The organism is Enterobacter sp. HMSC16D10 (genome assembly GCF_001807145.1).
Taxonomy (GTDB): Bacteria; Pseudomonadota; Gammaproteobacteria; order Enterobacterales; family Enterobacteriaceae; genus Enterobacter; species Enterobacter roggenkampii.
In genome coordinates, this window is the sequence record NZ_KV787905.1 from 277,207 (window position 1) to 296,998 (window position 19,792).

Genomic DNA, 19,792 nt, shown 5'->3' on the forward strand with positions numbered 1-19,792 from the left:
TCTCTTATAAATTCAACCGTGCTGCGGGCCTGTCGCCCTCAGCTCAAAAACCGTTTAGTTTGCGATCGCGTGCCCTCTCTTGCGGGGTGAACGCTTTAATCGACAGGGCGTGGATGCGGTTATCCGCAATATATTCCATCAGCGGCGCGTATACAGCCTGCTGTTTCTTCACACGGCTCATACCGTCGAACATCTCACCCACAGCAATAACCTGGAAGTGACTGCCATCGCCTGTGACGTGGGCTTCCTGAAGGGAGAGTGCATTCATCAGCACTGTCTGGATTTCATGATTTTCCATGGGCTCTTAATCATCTGATAGTGAAAACAAGCCCAACATCTTAGAGCAAAGTGGCGTCGTCTTAAACAAGCAAAAAGCCCCGACGATGAAACTGTCAGGGCTTTCGGAAGTAACGCACTGAAAATATTAACGAGGCAGTACGTCCTGAGGGAGATTGTAGAGCTGCGCCAGAGTCACGACATTCTCGCTCGCGCCGCGAAGCGTGACGCTCGCCCCCTGCTTTTTCCCTACCGCAACCAGATGGGCAAGCAGTGCAACGCCTGCCGTATCTACCCGCGTGACGTTGGTTAAGTCAATAACCGTCACGCCCTGCATGGCCTCATGGCGCTTATCCCATAAGGGGTTCAGCAGATCCTGATCCAGCTCACCGGACAGCTTTAATGTCTCGCCTTCACGCGACCAGCTGAGTTGCTGTGACATTACTTCTTCTCGTCCAGACTAATTTTCTGACGAGCGATGGACTGCAGCTGCGCGGTCAGGCCATCAATCCCCTTGGTGCGCAGCAGGTCGCTCCACTCGTTCTGTTTGGTGGTGATCATGCTTACGCCTTCGGCGATCATGTCATACGCCTGCCAGTGGCCGGTCTGGCTGTTTTTACGCCACTGGAAATCCAGACGCACCGGCGGACGGCCGTTAGGATCGTTAATCGTTACGCGAATAGGGACGATGGTCGCATCACCCAGCGGCTGCTCCGGGGCGATCTGATAGGTCTGACCGTGGTACATCGCCAGCGCCTGACCATACGCCTGCTTCAGGTATTCACGGAAAGCGGCAAAATAGGCCTCACGCTGCGCCGGGGTTGCGTCTTTGTAATAGCGGCCCAGCACCAGGGCTCCCGCATATTTGATCTGCACGTACGGCAGCAGCTCCTGGTCAACCACGTCACGCAGGTAATCAGGATTAGCACGAATCTTAGGCTGCTCGTTTTTAAGACGATCGAAGGTTTTCTTCGCGGCTTCGTCCATCAGTTTGTACGGGTTACTCTGATCCGCCGCGTGCACCGCGGTGAGAGGGGCAATAACCAGCATGGCAACCATTAACAGTCGTTTAAACATGAATGACTTCTCCTGATATTAATTCGCAGCACCTGGGGTCGGCGCAGCATTGGTATGGTCTTCACTCTGCGCAGGGGCATTGTCAGACTTTTTATCATCCCCTTTACTGTTGTAAAGGAACTGACCAATCATATCTTCCAGCACCATGGCGGACTTGGTGTCCTGGATCACGCTCCCGTCCTTAAGGATAGTCGTTCCCAGCTCGGGGTCTTCAAAACCGACGTTAAGCGCCAGATATTGTTCGCCCAGCAGACCGGAAGTCCGGATAGAAAGGGAGCTGGTGTCCGGAATGTGGTTGTAACGCTCTTCGATATCCATCGCGACACGTGGCAGATAGGTCTTCTCATCCAGCGTAATGTCAGATACGCGTCCGATCACCACGCCGCCAATACGGACCGGTGAACGCGCCTTCAGCCCGCCGATGTTATCGAAGGTGGCATAGATGCGATACGTCGGCTCGGTGCGCACAGACGTGATATCCGCCGCTCTGAGGCAGATAAACAGCGCGGCCAGCAGCGCCAGCAGCAGGAATACACCGACCCAAATTTCATTTTTTCTCGTTTGCATGAACTCAATTCCCAAACATCAGTGCGGTGAGCACAAAATCCAGACCCAGTACGGCCAGCGACGAATGAACGACTGTACGTGTAGTTGCGCGGCTAATGCCCGCCGACGTCGGGATGGCATCGTAACCATTGAACAATGCAATCCAGGTGACCGTAATGGCAAATACCACGCTCTTAATCAGGCAGTTAATCAGATCCATTCGCAGATCAATGGCGTCCTGCATGGCAGACCAGAAGAAACCGGCATCAATGCCTTTCCAGTGCACGCCAACCAGCGAACCGCCCCAGATCCCAACGGCGACAAACAGAATCGTCAGCAGCGGTAAAGAGATGACCCCGGCCCAGAAACGCGGCGAGATCACGCGACGCAGCGGATCGACCGCCATCATTTCCATGCTGGAGAGCTGCTCGGTCGCGCGCATCAGGCCAATTTCAGCCGTTAAGGCCGACCCCGCGCGCCCGGCGAAAAGCAGCGCCGCCACAACGGGCCCCAGTTCACGCAGCAGCGAGAGCGCCACCAGCATCCCGAGGCTGGTTTCCGCACTGTAGGTTGTCAGCACCAGGTAGCCCTGCAGACCCAGCACCATACCGATAAACAGACCGGAGACAATGATGATGAGCATCGACAGCACGCCGACGTTATAAAGCTGACGCACCAATAGCGGCGCGTGCTTACGGAATTCCGGCTTGCCGACCAGCGCGTTGAATAACATCAATCCGGCACGCCCGAACGTCCTGATGGTTTTTATGCCACGGTGTCCGAGAGCGGCCAACGCATTTAACAGCATGAGTGGCTTAACTCCCTATTCCCAGTAAATCGTCACGATAGTCGCCCGCCGGGTAGCGGAACGGCACAGGGCCATCGGCAATACCGTCGAGGAACTGCCGCACGCGCGGATCGCAATTTTCCTGCAGCGCCTGGGCGCTACCGTGTGCGACGATCTTTTTGTCCGCTACGATGTAGGCGTAATCGGCAATGCTCAACACTTCAGGTACATCGTGAGACACCACAATGCAGGTGACGCCAAGCGCGCTGTTCAGCTCAGATATGAGCTTCACCAGCACGCCCATCGTGATGGGATCCTGCCCGACAAACGGTTCGTCGAACATAATTAAATCAGGTTCTAATGCGATGGCTCGCGCCAGCGCGGCACGACGCGCCATCCCGCCGGACAGTTCCGAAGGCATCAGCTTCGCGGCGCCCCGCAGCCCGACGGCTTCTAGCTTCATCATCACCGTGCTTTTCAGCAGCGCAGGCGGCAGGCTGGTATGCTCGCGCAGCGGATAGGCAACGTTATCAAAGACGTTCATGTCGGTGAACAAAGCCCCCGACTGAAAGAGCATGCTCATGCGTTTGCGAACAGTATACAGGCGCGAGCGCGACATCTCCGGGATGTTTTCGCCATCAAAGAGGATTTCACCGCTATCCGGTGGGATCTGCCCACCGATAAGGCGGAGCAGGGTCGTTTTACCGATCCCGGACGGCCCCATGATGGCAGTAATTTTGCCACGCGGCACGGTCAACGAAATATCATCAAATATCAATCTGTTGGCGCGAGAAAAACTCACCCCGCGGACATCGACTAAATTCGCCATGGTTTGGCTCATTTATGGTTCCTTTCTTATCCTGCTCACGTTAAGGCATGTAGCCTGAATCAGCCCTAAACTCCGCATTTTTACAGAATAATAACCGTAGAGGTTAGCGAAAGCTGGCATTTGTTTTACTTTTCCGGCGCATAAAGTCAAAATTAGGAATTCGTTACGCCTCAGACTGTATGCAGTCCAGCCATTCCCGAGCAATGGACCGACGAGTATACCTGAAGAAAGGACTTTTGATGCTTTTAGCAACAGCACTGTTAATAATTGGTTTACTGTTGGTGGTCTACAGTGCTGACCGTTTAGTGTTTGCTGCATCTATCCTGTGTCGCCTGAGTGGCGTACCGCCTGTTGTCATCGGGATGACCGTGGTCAGCGTAGGAACGTCGCTTCCTGAAATCATCGTCTCTGTCTCTGCCTCGCTGCATGGTCAGGTAGACCTGGCAGTCGGCACCGCCATTGGCTCTAACATCGTCAATATTTTATTGATTTTAGGCCTGGCCGCGCTGCTCCATCCTTTTCGCGTGCATTCTGATGTTCTGCGCCGTGAATTGCCGCTAATGTTACTCGTAAGCCTGCTGGCAGGGTGCGTATTTTACGATGGCGTACTGAGCTACAGCGACGGCATTTTCCTGCTGGCGCTGGCCGTTATTTGGCTGCTGTATAGTGTTAAGATCGCCCGTCTGGCTGAAAAGCAGGGTCAGGATAGCCTCACGCGCGAGCAGGTCGCCGAGCTTCCGCGAGAAGGCACGCTGCCTGTTGCCCTGCTCTGGCTGGGCGTCGCGCTGATCATCATGCCGATGGCAACGCGCATGGTCGTGGATAACGCGACGGTGCTGGCGAACTATTTTGCCATCAGCGAGCTGACGATAGGCCTGACGGTGATTGCCATCGGCACCAGCCTGCCGGAGCTGGCCACCGCCATTGCGGGGGCACGTAAAGGTGAGGATGACATTGCCATTGGTAATATCATCGGTTCTAACATTTTTAATATCGCCATTGTGATGGGTCTGCCGGCCCTGATTTCGCCAGGGCCCTTTAATCCTCTGGCGTTCTCACGTGATTACGGCGTGATGTTGCTGGTCAGCGTAATTTTTGCCCTGCTCTGCTGGCGGCGGCAACGACAGATCGGCAAAGGCGCAGGCGCGCTGCTGACGGGTGGATTTATCGTATGGATGGCGATGCTGTACTGGCTCTCGCCTCTTCTCTCTGGGTAAACGGAAACGCATTATGTCGCAAATAGAATTGCAGCCGGGTTTTGACTTTCAGAAAGCAGGTAAAGACGTTCTGGAGATTGAACGTGAAGGTCTGGCGCAGTTAGATCAGTACATTAATCAGGATTTTAGTCTGGCATGTGAGAAGATATTCTACTGCGCCGGCAAAGTCGTGGTGATGGGGATGGGCAAATCCGGCCACATTGGACGCAAAATGGCGGCAACCTTTGCCAGTACCGGCACCTCTTCCTTCTTTGTCCACCCGGGGGAAGCCGCGCACGGGGACCTGGGTATGGTCACGCCGCAGGATATCGTCATCGCGCTCTCCAACTCCGGTGAGTCCAATGAAATCCTGGCGCTCATCCCGGTTCTGAAGCGACTGCAGGTGCCGCTGATTTGCATGACCAGCCGTCCGGAAAGCAGCATGGCGCGTGCAGCCGATATTCACCTGTGCGTGAAGGTTCCCAAGGAGGCCTGTCCGCTCGGTCTGGCGCCGACCTCCAGCACCACCGCTGCACTGGTCATGGGCGATGCGCTTGCCGTGGCGCTGCTTGAAGCCCGTGGCTTTACGCCGGAAGATTTCGCGCTTTCCCACCCGGGCGGCGCGCTGGGGCGCAAGCTCCTGCTGCGGGTAAACGATATTATGCACACCGGGGATGAGATCCCTCACGTCAGTAAAGAAGCCTCCCTGCGTGATGCGCTGCTGGAGATCACCCGTAAGAATCTGGGGATGACGGTCGTGTGCGACGATCTGATGAAAATTCAGGGGATCTTCACCGATGGCGACCTGCGTCGCGTGTTCGATATGGGTGTCGATGTCCGCACGCTCGGCATTGCCGACGTGATGACGCCGGGCGGTATCCGCGTGCGTCCGGGTACGCTGGCCGTGGATGTGCTGAACCTGATGCAGTCCCGCCATATCACCTCCGTTATGGTTGCCGATGGCGACCAGTTGCTGGGTGTGGTACATATGCATGATCTGCTGCGCGCAGGCGTAGTGTAATGAAGGATAAGACAATGAGTAATGCGGGTGCATCCCTTGCAACCTGTTATGGTCCGGTCAGCACGCAGATGATGGCAAAGGCGGAAAACATTCGTCTGCTCATCCTCGATGTGGATGGGGTTCTCTCCGACGGCCTGATTTACATGGGCAATAATGGTGAAGAGCTGAAGGCGTTTAACGTTCGCGACGGCTACGGTATCCGCTGTGCGCTCACCTCGGGGATTGAGGTGGCGATCATCACCGGACGAAACGCTAAACTGGTAGAAGACCGCTGTGAAACTTTAGGTATTACCCATCTGTATCAGGGTCAATCCGATAAGATGGCGGCGTTCAATGATTTACTGGGTAAACTGGCTATCGCACCGGAAAACGTGGCCTACGTCGGGGACGACCTGATTGACTGGCCGGTGATGGCTGAAGTTGGGCTGAGCATCGCCGTTGCCGATGCGCATCCGCTGCTGATCCCGCGCGCCGACTACGTTACCCACATCAACGGTGGCCGCGGCGCTGTCCGTGAAGTCTGCGATCTGCTTCTGCTGGCGCAGGGCAAGCTTGATGAGGCCAAAGGGCAATCGATATGAGTAAAACCAGACGTTGGATTATCATTTTGCTTTCGCTTGTCGCACTGGTATTGATTGGCGTGAACCTTGCCGATCGCGACGATACGCAAACGGAAGTGATCAACAATACCGATCCAACCTATAAAAGCGATCACAGCGACACCGTGGTCTACAGCCCGGAAGGCGTGCTGAACTATCGCCTGATTGCCCAGCATGTTGAATATTTTTCCGATGATGGCGTTTCATGGTTTACCCAACCTGTGATGACCACATTTGATAAAGACAAAGTGCCGACGTGGTCAATTAAGTCAGATCGGGCCAAACTGACAAATGACCGTATGCTTTATCTGTATGGCCACGTTGAAGTCAACGCCCTGACCGCTGACTCGCAACTGCGAAAAATTACGACGGATAATGCCCAGATCAACCTGGTAACCCAGGACGTGACGTCGCAGGATCTGGTCACACTGTATGGCACAACATTTAATTCCAGCGGTTTAAGAATGCGCGGGAACTTACGCAGCAAGAACGCCGAGCTGATTGAAAAGGTTAGAACCTCCTATGAAATTCAAAACAAACAAACTCAGCCTTAAAGTAATTATCGCCAGCGCGATGCTGGCGGCCAGTCTCCCCGCGCTTGCTGTAACGGGCGATACCGACCAGCCGATCCATATTGAGTCCGACACCCAGTCTCTCGATATGCAGGGTAACGTCGTCACCTTCACGGGTAACGTCGTCATGACCCAGGGCACCATCAAAATCAACGCCGACAAAGTGGTCGTGACCCGTCCGGGTGGCGAGCAGGGCAAAGAGATTATTGATGGTTACGGCAACCCGGCAACCTTCTATCAAATGCAGGACAACGGCAAGCCGGTGAAAGGCCGCGCTACGCACATGCACTATGAGCTGGCGAAGGATCTGGTCATCCTGACCGGGAATGCGTATCTGGAACAGCTGGACAGCAACATTACCGGCGACCAGATTACCTATCTGGTTAAAGAGCAAAAAATGCAGGCCTCCAGCGAGAAAGGCAAACGCGTGACCACCGTACTGGTTCCGTCGCAGCTGCAGGACAAAGGCAAGGGCCAGGCCCCGGCACAGAAGAAGAGTAACTAATTCGTTATGGCAACATTAACTGCAAAAAACCTCGCGAAGGCCTATAAGGGCCGCCGTGTCGTAGAAGATGTCAGTCTGACCGTCAACTCCGGCGAAATCGTGGGGCTGCTTGGCCCGAACGGTGCGGGTAAAACGACCACCTTCTACATGGTGGTGGGTATTGTGCCGCGCGATGCCGGCAACATTATCATTGACGATGAAGACATCAGCCTTCTGCCGCTGCACGCGCGCGCGCGTCGCGGGATCGGCTATCTGCCGCAGGAAGCCTCCATTTTCCGTCGTCTCAGCGTTTACGACAACCTGATGGCGGTCCTGCAAATTCGTAACGACTTGACCAACGAACAGCGTCAGGACCGTGCTAACGAGCTGATGGAAGAGTTCCACATTGAGCATTTGCGCGACAGCCTCGGTCAGGCACTCTCCGGGGGCGAACGCCGTCGCGTTGAGATTGCGCGTGCGCTGGCCGCAAACCCGAAATTTATCCTTCTGGATGAACCGTTTGCGGGCGTTGACCCCATCTCCGTTATCGACATTAAACGTATCATTGAGCACCTGCGCGACAGCGGGCTTGGCGTACTGATCACCGACCACAACGTGCGTGAAACGCTGGCCGTATGTGAACGCGCCTATATTGTCAGCCAGGGCAATCTGATCGCCCACGGTACGCCGCAGCAGATCCTCGAAGACGATCATGTTAAGCGCGTCTATCTTGGGGAAGACTTCAGACTCTGATAGGGTAGAGGTAACGTAACGCCGAACCGGAGAAAAATGCTCTGAACATGAAGCAAGGTTTGCAATTAAGGCTCAGCCAACAACTGGCGATGACGCCGCAGCTACAGCAGGCAATTCGCCTGTTGCAACTGTCCACGTTAGAACTTCAGCAGGAGCTCCAGCAGGCGCTGGACAGTAACCCCCTGCTGGAACAAACCGATCTTCATGACGAGGTAGATACCCAGCAATCGCAGGATACTGAAGCGCTCGATACCGCGGATGCACTCGAACAAAAAGAGATGCCCGACGAGCTTCCGCTTGATGCCAGCTGGGATGAAATCTACACCGCCGGAACCCCTTCCGGTACGCGTGCGGACTACCAGGACGATGAGCTACCGGTCTATCAGGGCGAAACCACCCAGTCGCTGCAGGATTACCTGATGTGGCAGGTGGAACTCACCCCCTTCTCCGATACCGACCGCGCGATTGCCACGTCCATTGTCGATGCCGTTGACGACACCGGCTATTTGACCGTCACCCTCGACGATATACTGGAAAGCATGGGCGACGACGAGATTGAGCTTGAGGAAGTCGAAGCCGTTCTGAAGCGCATCCAGCGTTTCGATCCGGTAGGCGTGGCCGCAAAAGATCTGCGCGACTGCCTGCTGATCCAGCTTTCTCAGTTCAGCAAAGAGACGCCATGGCTCGAGGAGGCGCGCGCGATCATCAGCGATCATCTGGATCTGCTGGCGAACCACGATTTCCGCACCCTGATGCGCGTCACGCGCCTGAAAGAAGAGGTGCTGAAAGAAGCGGTGAATCTGATCCAGTCGCTCGATCCGCGCCCCGGTCAGTCGATCCAGACCAGCGAGCCCGAGTACGTGATCCCGGATGTGCTGGTCAGAAAACACAACGGCCGCTGGGTCGTTGAACTGAATTCAGACAGCATCCCTCGCCTGCAAATCAACCAGCAGTATGCCTCCATGTGCACCAGCGTGCGTAACGACGCCGACAATCAATATATTCGTAGCAATTTGCAGGAAGCGCGATGGCTGATCAAAAGTCTGGAGAGCCGAAATGATACGCTGCTACGCGTCAGCCGCTGTATTGTCGAACAGCAGCAGGCTTTCTTTGAGCAGGGCGAAGAGTATATGAAACCGATGGTGCTGGCGGATATCGCCCAGGCCGTCGAGATGCATGAATCAACCATTTCCCGTGTCACCACGCAGAAGTATCTGCACAGTCCACGCGGTATTTTTGAGCTTAAGTATTTCTTCTCCAGCCATGTGAATACCGAGGGCGGCGGCGAAGCGTCGTCAACGGCCATTCGTGCTCTGGTGAAGAAGTTGATCGCCGCGGAGAACCCCGCGAAGCCACTAAGCGACAGTAAGTTAACCACCATGCTGTCCGATCAGGGTATTATGGTGGCACGTCGTACTGTTGCGAAGTATCGAGAGTCTTTATCCATTCCGCCGTCCAACCAGCGTAAACAGCTGGTCTGACAAAACCGATAAGGAAGACACTATGCAGCTCAACATCACTGGACAAAACGTCGAAATTACTGAGGCTTTACGCGACTTTGTGAACGCGAAGTTTGCAAAACTCGAGCAGTATTTCGAAAGGATCAATCAGGTCTACATTGTGTTGAAAGTGGAGAAAGTGACTCATATCTCGGATGCCACCCTGCATGTTAACGGGGGGGAACTGCATGCCAGTGCGGAAGGGCAAGACATGTACGCTGCTATCGACGGCTTGATTGATAAGCTTGCGCGACAGCTCAATAAACATAAAGATAAACTGAAACAACACTAATTGTCCGGGCAGTTAACGGGTGCAGGACGGCCTGTTGTGAAACACAACAGGCCATTTGTACAGTTAGCGCTTAGGTGAAATTATGATGAACAACGATTCCGCTCTTCAACTGAGCAATGTCCTTAACCAGGAATGTACCCGCAGTGCGGTTCACTGCCAGAGCAAAAAACGTGCGCTGGAAATCATCAGTGAACTGGCCGCAAAACAGCTGGGCCTGCCGCCGCAGGTGGTGTTCGAAGCGATTCTGACCCGTGAAAAGATGGGCAGTACCGGTATCGGCAACGGCATCGCAATCCCGCACGGCAAGCTGGAAGAGGATACCCTGCGTGCCGTCGGTGTGTTTGTGCAGCTTGAAACACCGATCGCCTTTGATGCCATTGATAACCAGCCCGTCGATCTCCTCTTCGCGCTGCTGGTGCCTGCTGACCAGACGAAAACCCATCTGCATACGCTGTCGCTGGTCGCCAAGCGTCTGGCTGATAAAACCATTTGCCGTCGACTGCGCTCGGCTCAAAGTGATGAAGAGCTTTATCAAATTATCACCGAAGCAGAAGGCAATCAGGATGATGCATAACCAGGAGATGGCCTTCACATCTGTTGTCCTGAGGAGAAACGGAACATGGTGCTGATGATTGTCAGCGGTCGTTCAGGGTCGGGGAAATCCGTGGCTCTGCGCGCGCTGGAAGACATGGGTTTTTACTGCGTCGATAACCTGCCGGTCGTGTTGTTGCCCGACCTGGCCCGTACGCTTGCCGAGAGACAGACCTCGGCCGCCGTCAGTATCGACGTTCGTAACATGCCGGAATCGCCAGAGATCTTCGAACAGGCAATGAGTAATCTGCCTGACACGTTCTCGCCTCAGCTGCTGTTCCTCGATGCCGACCGTAATACCCTGATTCGCCGCTACAGCGACACCCGTCGTTTGCACCCGCTTTCCAGTAAGAACCTCTCCCTGGAGAGCGCAATCGATGAAGAGAGCGATCTGCTGGAGCCGCTGCGTTCTCGCGCCGACCTGATTGTCGACACCTCTGAGATGTCCGTTCACGAGCTGGCAGAAATGCTGCGTACCCGCTTGCTGGGAAAACGCGAACGCGAACTGACGATGGTGTTCGAATCCTTTGGCTTCAAGCACGGTATCCCGATTGATGCGGATTATGTTTTCGACGTGCGCTTCCTGCCGAACCCGCACTGGGATCCGAAACTGCGTCCCATGACCGGTCTGGATAAACCCGTTGCGGCCTTCCTCGACAGGCACACAGAAGTTCACAATTTTATCTACCAGACGCGAAGCTACCTTGAGCTATGGTTACCTATGCTGGAGACAAACAATCGTAGCTATCTGACGGTAGCGATTGGCTGTACCGGCGGTAAACATCGTTCGGTCTACATCGCCGAACAGCTGGCCGACTACTTCCGCTCGCGCGGAAAGAACGTTCAGTCCCGTCATCGCACGCTGGAAAAACGTAAAACATGACCGTAAAACAGACCGTTGAGATCACCAATAAGCTGGGCATGCATGCGCGCCCGGCGATGAAGCTGTTTGAGCTGATGCAGGGTTTCGATGCAGAAGTTCTGCTGCGGAATGACGAAGGTACCGAAGCGGAGGCGAACAGCGTCATTGCGCTGCTGATGCTGGATTCCGCCAAAGGGCGTCAGATTGAAGTCGAAGCCACCGGCCCCCAGGAAGAGGAAGCGCTGGCGGCGGTGATTGCGCTGTTTAACGCAGGGTTCGACGAAGATTAAGGTCTCTGCCCTTCAGGCGGGTGGCGCTGCGCTTACCCGCCCTACATAAGTTTGTTGCTCTCCATAAACCCTTCTCCTCCCAACTGACGCATCTGGCGCATAATCCACGCCTGACGGCTTCGCACGTACCCTGAGGGGGCACTGGCTTTAAAACGGATGGGATTAGGCAGAACAGCCGCGAGCAGCGCCGCCTCAGACATGCTCAGCTTGCTGGCGGGTTTATTAAAATAGCGTTGTGATGCAGCTTCGACACCAAATACCCCGTCGCCAAACTCGGCAACGTTGAGATACACGGTCAGAATGCGCTTTTTGCTCCAGACCGTTTCCATGCCCAGGGTGAGCCCCGCTTCCAGCCCCTTTCGCACCCAGCTGCGGCCGTCCCACAGAAACAGATTTTTGGCCGTCTGCTGCGACAACGTTGACGCGCCGCGCACGCGGTTTTCATGGCGTTCGTTATGCGCCAGCGCCTTCTCAATGGCCGCAACGTCGAACCCCCAGTGCTCCGGGAATTTCTGATCCTCCGCTGCGATGACCGCCAGCCCTATAAACGGAGAGATCTCGTCCATGCTTACCCAGTCAGAATGGGCAACATAGCCGAAATCGCCGCTGAGCCACGCGCCGAGCTGACGCTCAACCATCACGGCAGAGAACGGGACCGGCATAATGCTGAACAGGGCCAGCCCGCCTCCCCAGAACACCGCCATGACGAGAACGATGCGTAGAAGAAGGCGTTTCACCCATGCGCCTGCGGAAAACGGACGCCTCATTCCGTCAGCACCAGCACGCGGGCGACCAGTTTTTCAATGCCCACGGCGGCTTCCGCGATATTCTTCGCCAGCATATACGCAGGCGTGGTGACAATCTTGTTATCTTCATCAACCACAATGTCATCCACCGGGCACGGAACGTGTTCGCCCCCCATTTCTTCGACAATCTCTGCGGTATCAATATCCGTCCCGATAGTCAGGCGCAGCGGGAAATCAAAAATTTTAGGCAACATCGCCGGTGCGATACAGATAAAGCCCAGCGGTTTCCCTGCCGCATGCATGGCCTGCGACAGCGCTTTGAGATGAGGATCGATCTGACACTCCGCGCCCTGCGCGGCAAAGGTACTGAGATTTTGGGCTGCGCCAAACCCACCCGGCACAATGAGCGCATCAAGCTCTGCAGGATCTGCCTGAATAAGAGGATGGATGTCACCTCGCGCAATGCGCGCGGCTTCAATCAGCACGTTACGGGTTTCCGCCATCGGCTCACCGGTCAGATGGTTAATCACATCCGCCTGATTTTTGTCTGGCGCAAAACAAATCACCTCGGCTCCCTGCTTAGCCAGGGCCAGCAGCGTGATGACGGCTTCATGTATCTCAGAGCCATCGTAAACACCGCATCCGCTTAGCACGACACCAATCTTTTTCATCATGACAATCCTTTTCTGCAACTTGCTGAAGCACATTAATAATTTTGATTAAAACGCTATGCTTCACACATTTCACTGATTCATGTAACAAACCATTTAAGATTTGCTATCTTATCTGCGTGCGGCCTAAATTTTTCAGGCAGCGCCCTTTCAAAAATAACGTTTAAAAACAGGCGCAGCCACGATTTCCCTGGTGTTGGCGCAGTATTCGCGCACCCCGGTTAATCCGGGGTCATTTTTTTCTGGCGTCAACCCAGGCTTTTAGCACCGCCACATCGTTTTGCCATTCCTGTTTCATCTCTTCAACCCAATCACCCACGTTATCTTCCCATGCAGGTAAATCAGGCGACTGAATCTGTTGCCCCAACTGCTGCAGATGGCGTAAGCCAACCGAGCCGGCGGCACCTTTGATTTTATGTCCTTCTTCCACGATCCCCTTCTGGTCACGGGCCGTCAGGTTGGATTCCAGCACACTCAGATAGCCCGGCATCATTTTTTCGAACACCGCCAGACCGTCGGTAATCAGTTTCGGCCCCACCAGATCGATGTACTGCTCCAGCATCGCGGTATCGAGTATCGTTTGGGCTTTTGCGCTATCAACAGACGTCATGGTGCTCTCCTCTTCATCATGGGTATCCCAGAACTTTTTGATCATAGCGGTCAGAGCAGGCACCGCCAGCGGCTTGCTGAGTACATCGTCCATACCGGCATCGAGATACTCTTTTTTATCTTTCAGCACGTTCGCCGTCAGGGCAACCAGCGGCGGCAGTTCGTCGGCCGCGTACTGACGCGTCAACTCGCGCGAGATATCCAGCCCGGTCATATCCGGTAATTGAATATCCAGCAGAACAAGATCGTATTCGCCTGGTTTAAACATCTCCAGCGCGGCTTTACCGGTCATCGCGACATCCACGCTGTTGCCCAGTTTTTCCAGTACAGAGCGCGCCACAATTACGTTCAGCTCAATATCTTCCACCAGCAGGACGTGCAGGGCAGGCAGCGGCATATCGTCATTTTCAAAGGTATCCTCTACCTCTTCCGCCACCGCAGGGGCATGGACCGTCAGCGTGAAGGTTGACCCTTTGCCCGGCTGGCTGGCAACGGTGATATCGCCGCCCATACTCTTCGCCAGACGTTTAGAGACCGCCAGGCCAATGCCCGTACCGGTGGCCGGTTTCCCACCGTTGCTGTCTTTCACCTGATAGTACATGGCGAAGATTTTGTCCTGCTCCTCCAGCGGAATACCCATCCCGGAGTCTTCCACCTCGAAGTGCAGCATGTCACCTTCGTCATAGCGGATACGCACCGCCACCTTTCCTTTCTGGGTAAATTTCACCGCGTTGCTGATCAGGTTCCACAGGATCTGGCGCAGTCGCGTGCCGTCCGTCACCACTTTATGCGGCAGCGGCAGGGTTGGCTCCATGACAAAGCTCAGTCCCTTCTGCTGCGCCTGCAGACCAGAGAGGTTTTCCAGATCGGCAAGGAAGCTGGTGAAATCCACAGGCTGGTTATCAAGCTGAACTTTGCGGCGCTCCATCTTATCCATATCAATAATATCGTTGAAGATATTACCCAGCGTGACCGCTGAAACATGGATAGTCTTGAGGTATTTTTCCTGCTCTGCGGTCAGGTCGGTATCCAGCAGAATACGGCTCAACCCGACGATGCCGTTAAGCGGCGTGCGCAGCTCGTGGCTGATGGTGGAGATAAAGGTGGTCTTGTCGCGGCTGGCGCGCTCCAGGGCATCCTGATAGCGCTTACGCTCGGTAATATCGCGGCCAAAGCCCATCAGGCCGTGGCGTTTCCCCACGCGGTCATAGTAGGGCACCTTACGGATCTCAAAGCAGGCTTTGCGCCCGTCCGGGTAATCCAGCCACTGCTCATAGGTCAGCGAGACGTTATGACGGAAGACTTTTTCGTCGGTCTCCATGACCTTGGCCGCCGCCTCTTCAGAGTAAACGTCCTGCGGCTTCAGGTGTATCAGCTGCTTCTCGCTTTTCCCGGTGAGCAACTCCATCGCCCGGTTACAGCCGGAAAACTCTTTATCTTCATTACGGTAGAACACCAGATCCGGCGACGCATCCAGGAACGATCGCAGGAAAGAAGATTGCTGCTCAAGCTGGATCTGCGTGACCTCGCGCTCTTTCATTTCGATTTTCAGCTGCTCCAGGGTGGCCTGACGCTCGGCCTCCGCTTTCTCACGATCTGAAATCTCCTGATTCAGCTGCGCAATGTTGTCTTTGAGCTGGACGTTGAGCTTCAGGTCGCGCTCGCGCATCTCTTCCAGCTTATCCACCAGCTTAGACAAACGCTGACGGGACTCTTCCAGCTGTTCAACCACCACGGAAAGGAAATAGACCGCCCAGGGAGTAATAAGCAAGCCAAAGAAGATGGAGCGGATGACGTCGATACTCTCGACCTGACCATGCAGAACCATGGTAACCGCCATTTGCACGACAATGGCCAGAACGACCAGCGCCAGCGCAAGCAGCATGGAAAAACGCACCAGCCCAAGCTTCATCATCAGGTCGACGTAATACTGGGCAAGCATTCGAATTTGCTTCATAGAGGATCCCTTCACGACGTTATCGCTCAATAATACTCAAATTCGCGGCGGGACGTTGAAGGTTGTGAGAAAAAGTGCGGGGTGAAACAGGAGATTAGCCTCGCTCCCGGGTAACCGGAAGCGAGGAGAGGTCAATCAGGAGCGTTTCAACAGCAGCCAGAGACTGATCAGGAGGAAGCTGGCGCTTGGCAGCAGCGCACCGATAATCGGCGGAATGCCATAAACCAGCGTCAGCGGACCGAAGATCTGATCGAGCACGTAGAACACAAAGCCGAAGCTGATGCCGGTCACGACGCGGACCCCCATCGGCACGCTGCGCAACGGGCCGAAGATAAACGACAGCGCCATCAGCATCATTACCGCCACGGACATCGGCTGGAAGATTTTGCTCCACATGTTGAGCTGATAGCGTCCCGCATCCTGTCCGCTCGACTTCAGGTATTTCACATAGTTGTGCAAACCGCTGATGGAGAGCGCGTCAGGATCCAGCGCCACGACGCCGAGCTTATCGGGCGTCAGGTTGGTTTTCCACGTACCGGTTACCGTCTGAGCACCCGTAATCTGTTTCGGATCGGTCAGGTCAGATTCATCAACCTGGGACAACCGCCACTGCTTATGTTCGGCGTCAAACTTCGCCGAAGAGGCGTGGCGAACGGACTGCAGACGGCGCTGGTCATCGAAAGCGTAGATGCTCACTCCGCCCAGTTCATCATTCCCCTTCACCCGTTCGATGTAGACGAAGTTTTTACCGTCTTTCGCCCATAAACCTTGCTGAGTCGAGAGCAGTGAGCCGCCGTACATCGCCTGAGCACGATAGTTACGCGCCATCTGTTCGCCCTGCGGCGCGACCCACTCGCCAATCGCCATGGTCAACAGCACCAGGGGGATGGCGGTTTTCATTACCGACAGCGCGACCTGCATACGGGTAAAACCCGAAGCCTGCATAACGACCAGCTCACTGCGCTGCGCCAGCATCCCCAGCCCCAGCAGCGCCCCCAGCAGGGCCGCCATCGGGAAGAAGATCTGCACATCTTTCGGCACGCTGAGCAGGGTATACATCCCCGCGCCCAGCGCGTCATAGCTCCCCTGCCCGGCTTTTTTCAGCTGATCGACAAATTTGATAATGCCGGAGAGGGACACCAGCATGAACAACGTCATCATGATGGTGGTAAAAATGGTTTTACCGATATAGCGATCAAGAACGCCAAACGCCTGCATTAGATGGCTCCTTTACGCGAGAATCGGGCACGTATGCGGCGCACAGGCACCGTATCCCACAGGTTTAACCCCAGCGCCAGTAAGATGTACAGGCTGTTAACGAACCATGTCCAGACCATTGGGTCCAGCTTACCCTTCGCGCCGTTGGAACGAATCGAGGTTTGCAGCAGGAAATAGATCAGGTAAAGCAGCATCGCTGGCAGCATAGAGAGCACACGTCCCTGACGCGGGTTCACCACGCTCAGCGGAACGACAATCAGCGCCATCATAAACACGGTGAAGACGAGCGTAACACGCCAGTGGAACTCAGCACGCGCTCGGTTGGTATCGGTATTCCAGAGGGTACGCATGTCCATTTGCTCGGTATCCGTTGGATCGAGCGCCACGGTCTGATGGCCGATAATGGCCTGATAGTTCTGGAAATCCGTAATGCGGAAGTCACGCAGCATCGCGGTGCCTTCGAAACGGGTGCCTTTGTTCAGCGTCACAACCTGAGAACCATCTTTGCGCTGAGCAAGCTGACCGGAGTCGGCAACCACCACAGAAGGACGCGCGTTACCTTTAGGACGCAGCTGCGCCAGGAAGACATCGTTGAATTTGCTGCCGTCAACGCTCTCAATAAACAGCACGGAGTTTCCGTCGGTTGCCTGCTGGAACTGTCCCTGGGCTAACGCCGCCATGCCGGGGTTGGCTTTCGCTTCGGCCAGCACTTCGTCCTGATGGCGAGAAGACAGAGGACCCGCCCACATCACATTCACCGCCGCAACGATACCCGTGAACAGCGCCAGTATCATGGCGGCTTTGACCAGCACCGCTTTGCTCAGGCCACAGGCATGCATCACCGTGATTTCACTTTCGGTGTAGAGTTTCCCAAGCGTCATGAGCAGGCCAAGGAAAAGACTTAGCGGCAGGATAAGCTGCGCCATTTCCGGGATCCCTAAACCAAGCAGGGAAAGCACCAGATTTGTTGGAATTTCGCCGTCAACGGCCGCACCGAGGATCTTAACCAGCTTCTGACAGAAAAAAATCAGCAGCAGGATGAAGAGGATCGCCAGTTGGCTTTTGAGCGTCTCCCGCACCAGATATCTTATGATTATCACTTTAAATACGCCCGTAAAAACCCGTCTCTTTGCTGGAAAATCGCTTGTTTCATGGCTTAAACGTCATTTATTCTCTTGAGTCGTCGAAATCATCGCTAAGATTAAAACATCCGGCGGATTCACGCTTCAGGACTTTTTCTGACGTGTCGAAACCGTAGTAACGTAAGATTAACACGAAGTCACCACAACAGCGGACATGAGTTACGAAAGGTTTCAATTCTATCCGTAGCCGCCGCCGTTGTCTTTAAGATTCAGGAGCGTAGTGCATGGAGTTCAGTGTAAAAAGCGGTAGCCCGGAGAAACAGCGGAGTGCCTGCATCGTTGTGGGCGTCTTTGAACCACGCCGACTCTCCCCGATCGCCGAACAACTCGATAAAATCAGTGACGGCTATATTAGCGCCCTGCTGCGCCGTGGCGAACTGGAAGGCAAACCTGGGCAGACGCTGTTACTGCACCATGTTCCGAACGTACTGTCAGAGCGCATTCTGCTGATTGGCTGTGGCAAAGAACGCGAGCTGGATGAACGTCAGTACAAGCAGGTGATTCAGAAAACCATCAATACGCTGAATGATACCGGTTCAATGGAAGCGGTATGCTTCCTGACCGAGCTGCACGTTAAAGGGCGTAACACCTACTGGAAAGTGCGTCAGGCAGTCGAAACGGCAAAAGAGAGCCTGTACAGCTTCGATCAGCTGAAGACCTATAAAAGCGAGCCGCGTCGTCCGCTGCGTAAAATGGTCTTTAACGTGCCAACCCGTCGCGAGCTGACCAGCGGCGAGCGCGCCATCCAGCACGGTCTGGCGATTGCCGCCGGTATTAAAGCGGCAAAAGATCTCGGCAACATGCCGCCGAACATCTGTAACGCCGCTTACCTCGCCTCTCAGGCGCGCCAGCTGGCCGACGCCTACAGCAAAAACGTGATTACCCGCGTCATCGGCGAACAGCAGATGAAAGAGCTGGGAATGCACTCTTACCTGGCGGTGGGTAACGGCTCTCAGAACGAATCCCTGATGTCGGTTATCGAGTACAAGGGCAACCCGGCCGAAGACGCGCGCCCTGTCGTGCTGGTCGGTAAAGGCCTGACCTTCGATTCCGGCGGTATCTCCATCAAGCCTGCCGAAGGCATGGATGAGATGAAATACGACATGTGCGGCGCGGCGGCGGTTTACGGCGTGATGCGCATGGTCGCGGAACTTCAGCTGCCGATCAACGTGATCGGGGTCCTGGCGGGCTGCGAAAACATGCCCGGCGGTCGCGCGTATCGCCCGGGTGACGTCCTGACCACCATGTCTGGCCAGACGGTAGAAGTGCTGAACACCGACGCCGAAGGCCGTCTGGTACTCTGTGACGTGTTGACCTACGTTGAGCGCTTCGAGCCAGAAGCGGTCATTGACGTCGCCACCCTGACCGGCGCCTGTGTGATTGCCCTTGGCCACCACATTACCGGCCTGATGTCGAACCACAACCCGCTGGCGCACGAGCTGATTAGCGCCTCGGAGCAGGCCGGTGACCGCGCATGGCGTCTGCCGCTGGGTGACGAATATCAGGAGCAGCTGGAGTCTAACTTCGCGGATATGGCGAACATTGGCGGACGTCCTGGCGGGGCGATCACCGCGGGATGCTTCCTGGCGCGCTTTACCCGCAAGTACAACTGGGCGCACCTGGATATCGCGGGCACCGCATGGCGCTCCGGTAAGGCCAAAGGCGCAACCGGTCGTCCGGTGGCGCTGCTGTCGCAGTTCCTGCTCAATCGTGCGGGTTTTAACGGCGACGAGTGATACAAAGTGCCGGGTGGCGGCTTCGCCTTACCCGGCCTA

23 protein-coding genes are annotated in these 19,792 nt (G+C 55.2%); 12 read left to right on the forward strand and 11 right to left on the reverse strand.

The genetic code is table 11. From position 1 onward, the window contains the following. Nucleotides 1-43: 43 nt before the first annotated feature. The 6 genes from ibaG to mlaF form a co-directional block, all read right to left on the reverse strand. The gene (gene ibaG, locus HMPREF3143_RS21440; protein WP_070534265.1) at nt 44-298 is read right to left on the reverse strand and encodes a BolA family iron metabolism protein IbaG; all 255 of its coding nucleotides are present in this window, start codon (nt 296-298) and stop codon (nt 44-46) included. 126 nt (nt 299-424) lie between these two features. Continuing rightward, nucleotides 425-718, reverse strand: coding sequence for a lipid asymmetry maintenance protein MlaB (mlaB, locus tag HMPREF3143_RS21445; RefSeq protein WP_025912552.1), 294 nt, complete (start codon nt 716-718; stop codon nt 425-427). After that, a complete protein-coding gene (mlaC, locus tag HMPREF3143_RS21450; RefSeq protein WP_021242263.1) occupies nt 718-1,353 on the reverse strand; it encodes a phospholipid-binding protein MlaC in 636 nt (211 codons plus the stop codon). The genes mlaB and mlaC overlap by 1 nt, the downstream gene beginning before the upstream one ends. A gap of 18 nt (nt 1,354-1,371) precedes the next feature. Next, complete coding sequence (gene mlaD / locus HMPREF3143_RS21455; RefSeq protein ID WP_008501455.1) at nt 1,372-1,920, reverse strand: outer membrane lipid asymmetry maintenance protein MlaD; 549 nt, start codon at nt 1,918-1,920, stop codon at nt 1,372-1,374. Nucleotides 1,921-1,924: 4 nt separating this feature from the next. Next, nucleotides 1,925-2,707, reverse strand: a complete 783-nt coding sequence (mlaE, locus tag HMPREF3143_RS21460; protein WP_008501454.1) for a lipid asymmetry maintenance ABC transporter permease subunit MlaE — start codon at nt 2,705-2,707, stop codon at nt 1,925-1,927. 7 nt (nt 2,708-2,714) lie between these two features. After that, entirely contained in the window at nt 2,715-3,527 is an 813-nt protein-coding gene (gene mlaF / locus HMPREF3143_RS21465; protein WP_008501452.1) for a phospholipid ABC transporter ATP-binding protein MlaF, read from the reverse strand. A 227-nt stretch (nt 3,528-3,754) separates the two neighbouring features. On the opposite strand from mlaF, the gene HMPREF3143_RS21470 reads away from it, so the two are divergent. The 11 genes from HMPREF3143_RS21470 (at nt 3,755) to npr (ending at nt 11,674) form a co-directional block, all read left to right on the forward strand. After that, the gene (locus HMPREF3143_RS21470) at nt 3,755-4,732 is read left to right on the forward strand and encodes a calcium/sodium antiporter (RefSeq protein ID WP_008501451.1); all 978 of its coding nucleotides are present in this window, start codon (nt 3,755-3,757) and stop codon (nt 4,730-4,732) included. Nucleotides 4,733-4,745: 13 nt separating this feature from the next. After that, complete coding sequence (gene kdsD, locus HMPREF3143_RS21475) at nt 4,746-5,732, forward strand: arabinose-5-phosphate isomerase KdsD (RefSeq protein WP_008501450.1); 987 nt, start codon at nt 4,746-4,748, stop codon at nt 5,730-5,732. 14 nt (nt 5,733-5,746) lie between these two features. Beyond that, nucleotides 5,747-6,313, forward strand: a complete 567-nt coding sequence (gene kdsC / locus HMPREF3143_RS21480) for a 3-deoxy-manno-octulosonate-8-phosphatase KdsC (protein WP_008501449.1) — start codon at nt 5,747-5,749, stop codon at nt 6,311-6,313. Beyond that, nucleotides 6,310-6,885, forward strand: a complete 576-nt coding sequence (gene lptC / locus HMPREF3143_RS21485; protein ID WP_070534266.1) for an LPS export ABC transporter periplasmic protein LptC — start codon at nt 6,310-6,312, stop codon at nt 6,883-6,885. The genes kdsC and lptC overlap by 4 nt, the downstream gene beginning before the upstream one ends. Next, on the forward strand, nt 6,854-7,408 hold the full coding sequence (gene lptA / locus HMPREF3143_RS21490) for a lipopolysaccharide ABC transporter substrate-binding protein LptA (protein WP_008501447.1): 555 nt from the start codon (nt 6,854-6,856) through the stop codon (nt 7,406-7,408). The genes lptC and lptA overlap by 32 nt, the downstream gene beginning before the upstream one ends. Nucleotides 7,409-7,414: 6 nt before the next feature. Further along, nucleotides 7,415-8,140, forward strand: a complete 726-nt coding sequence (lptB, locus tag HMPREF3143_RS21495; protein ID WP_008501446.1) for an LPS export ABC transporter ATP-binding protein — start codon at nt 7,415-7,417, stop codon at nt 8,138-8,140. A 47-nt stretch (nt 8,141-8,187) separates the two neighbouring features. Further along, nucleotides 8,188-9,621: an RNA polymerase factor sigma-54 gene (gene rpoN, locus HMPREF3143_RS21500; RefSeq protein ID WP_008501445.1), complete on the forward strand. Its 1,434-nt coding sequence runs from the start codon at nt 8,188-8,190 to the stop codon at nt 9,619-9,621. A 22-nt stretch (nt 9,622-9,643) separates the two neighbouring features. Next, complete coding sequence (hpf, locus tag HMPREF3143_RS21505; RefSeq protein ID WP_008501444.1) at nt 9,644-9,931, forward strand: ribosome hibernation promoting factor; 288 nt, start codon at nt 9,644-9,646, stop codon at nt 9,929-9,931. Between the two features lie 82 nt (nt 9,932-10,013). Further along, nucleotides 10,014-10,505 carry a PTS IIA-like nitrogen regulatory protein PtsN gene (ptsN, locus tag HMPREF3143_RS21510; protein WP_008501443.1) on the forward strand — a complete coding sequence of 164 codons (492 nt, stop codon included), beginning with the start codon at nt 10,014-10,016 and terminating at the stop codon, nt 10,503-10,505. Between the two features lie 45 nt (nt 10,506-10,550). Then, on the forward strand, nt 10,551-11,405 hold the full coding sequence (gene rapZ / locus HMPREF3143_RS21515; RefSeq protein ID WP_008501442.1) for an RNase adapter RapZ: 855 nt from the start codon (nt 10,551-10,553) through the stop codon (nt 11,403-11,405). After that, on the forward strand, nt 11,402-11,674 hold the full coding sequence (npr, locus tag HMPREF3143_RS21520) for a PTS phosphocarrier protein NPr (protein WP_003861872.1): 273 nt from the start codon (nt 11,402-11,404) through the stop codon (nt 11,672-11,674). Before rapZ ends, npr begins: the two co-directional genes overlap by 4 nt. A gap of 41 nt (nt 11,675-11,715) precedes the next feature. Here npr and mtgA read toward each other — a convergent pair whose 3' ends face one another. The 5 genes from mtgA to lptF form a co-directional block, all read right to left on the reverse strand. After that, on the reverse strand, nt 11,716-12,441 hold the full coding sequence (gene mtgA, locus HMPREF3143_RS21525) for a monofunctional biosynthetic peptidoglycan transglycosylase (protein ID WP_070534267.1): 726 nt from the start codon (nt 12,439-12,441) through the stop codon (nt 11,716-11,718). Continuing rightward, entirely contained in the window at nt 12,438-13,091 is a 654-nt protein-coding gene (gene elbB, locus HMPREF3143_RS21530; protein ID WP_070534268.1) for an isoprenoid biosynthesis glyoxalase ElbB, read from the reverse strand. Before elbB ends, mtgA begins: the two co-directional genes overlap by 4 nt. A 232-nt stretch (nt 13,092-13,323) precedes the next feature. Next, nucleotides 13,324-15,657: an aerobic respiration two-component sensor histidine kinase ArcB gene (arcB, locus tag HMPREF3143_RS21535; RefSeq protein WP_008501438.1), complete on the reverse strand. Its 2,334-nt coding sequence runs from the start codon at nt 15,655-15,657 to the stop codon at nt 13,324-13,326. A gap of 135 nt (nt 15,658-15,792) precedes the next feature. After that, nucleotides 15,793-16,875, reverse strand: a complete 1,083-nt coding sequence (gene lptG, locus HMPREF3143_RS21540) for an LPS export ABC transporter permease LptG (protein WP_023326171.1) — start codon at nt 16,873-16,875, stop codon at nt 15,793-15,795. Next, nucleotides 16,875-17,975 (reverse strand): LPS export ABC transporter permease LptF, encoded by a 1,101-nt coding sequence (lptF, locus tag HMPREF3143_RS21545; protein ID WP_023344989.1) that lies wholly within the window; start codon nt 17,973-17,975, stop codon nt 16,875-16,877. The genes lptG and lptF overlap by 1 nt, the downstream gene beginning before the upstream one ends. Before the next feature lie 266 nt (nt 17,976-18,241). On the opposite strand from lptF, the gene pepA reads away from it, so the two are divergent. Next, on the forward strand, nt 18,242-19,753 hold the full coding sequence (pepA, locus tag HMPREF3143_RS21550; protein ID WP_070534269.1) for a leucyl aminopeptidase: 1,512 nt from the start codon (nt 18,242-18,244) through the stop codon (nt 19,751-19,753). The last annotated feature ends 39 nt before the right edge of the window (nt 19,754-19,792 follow it).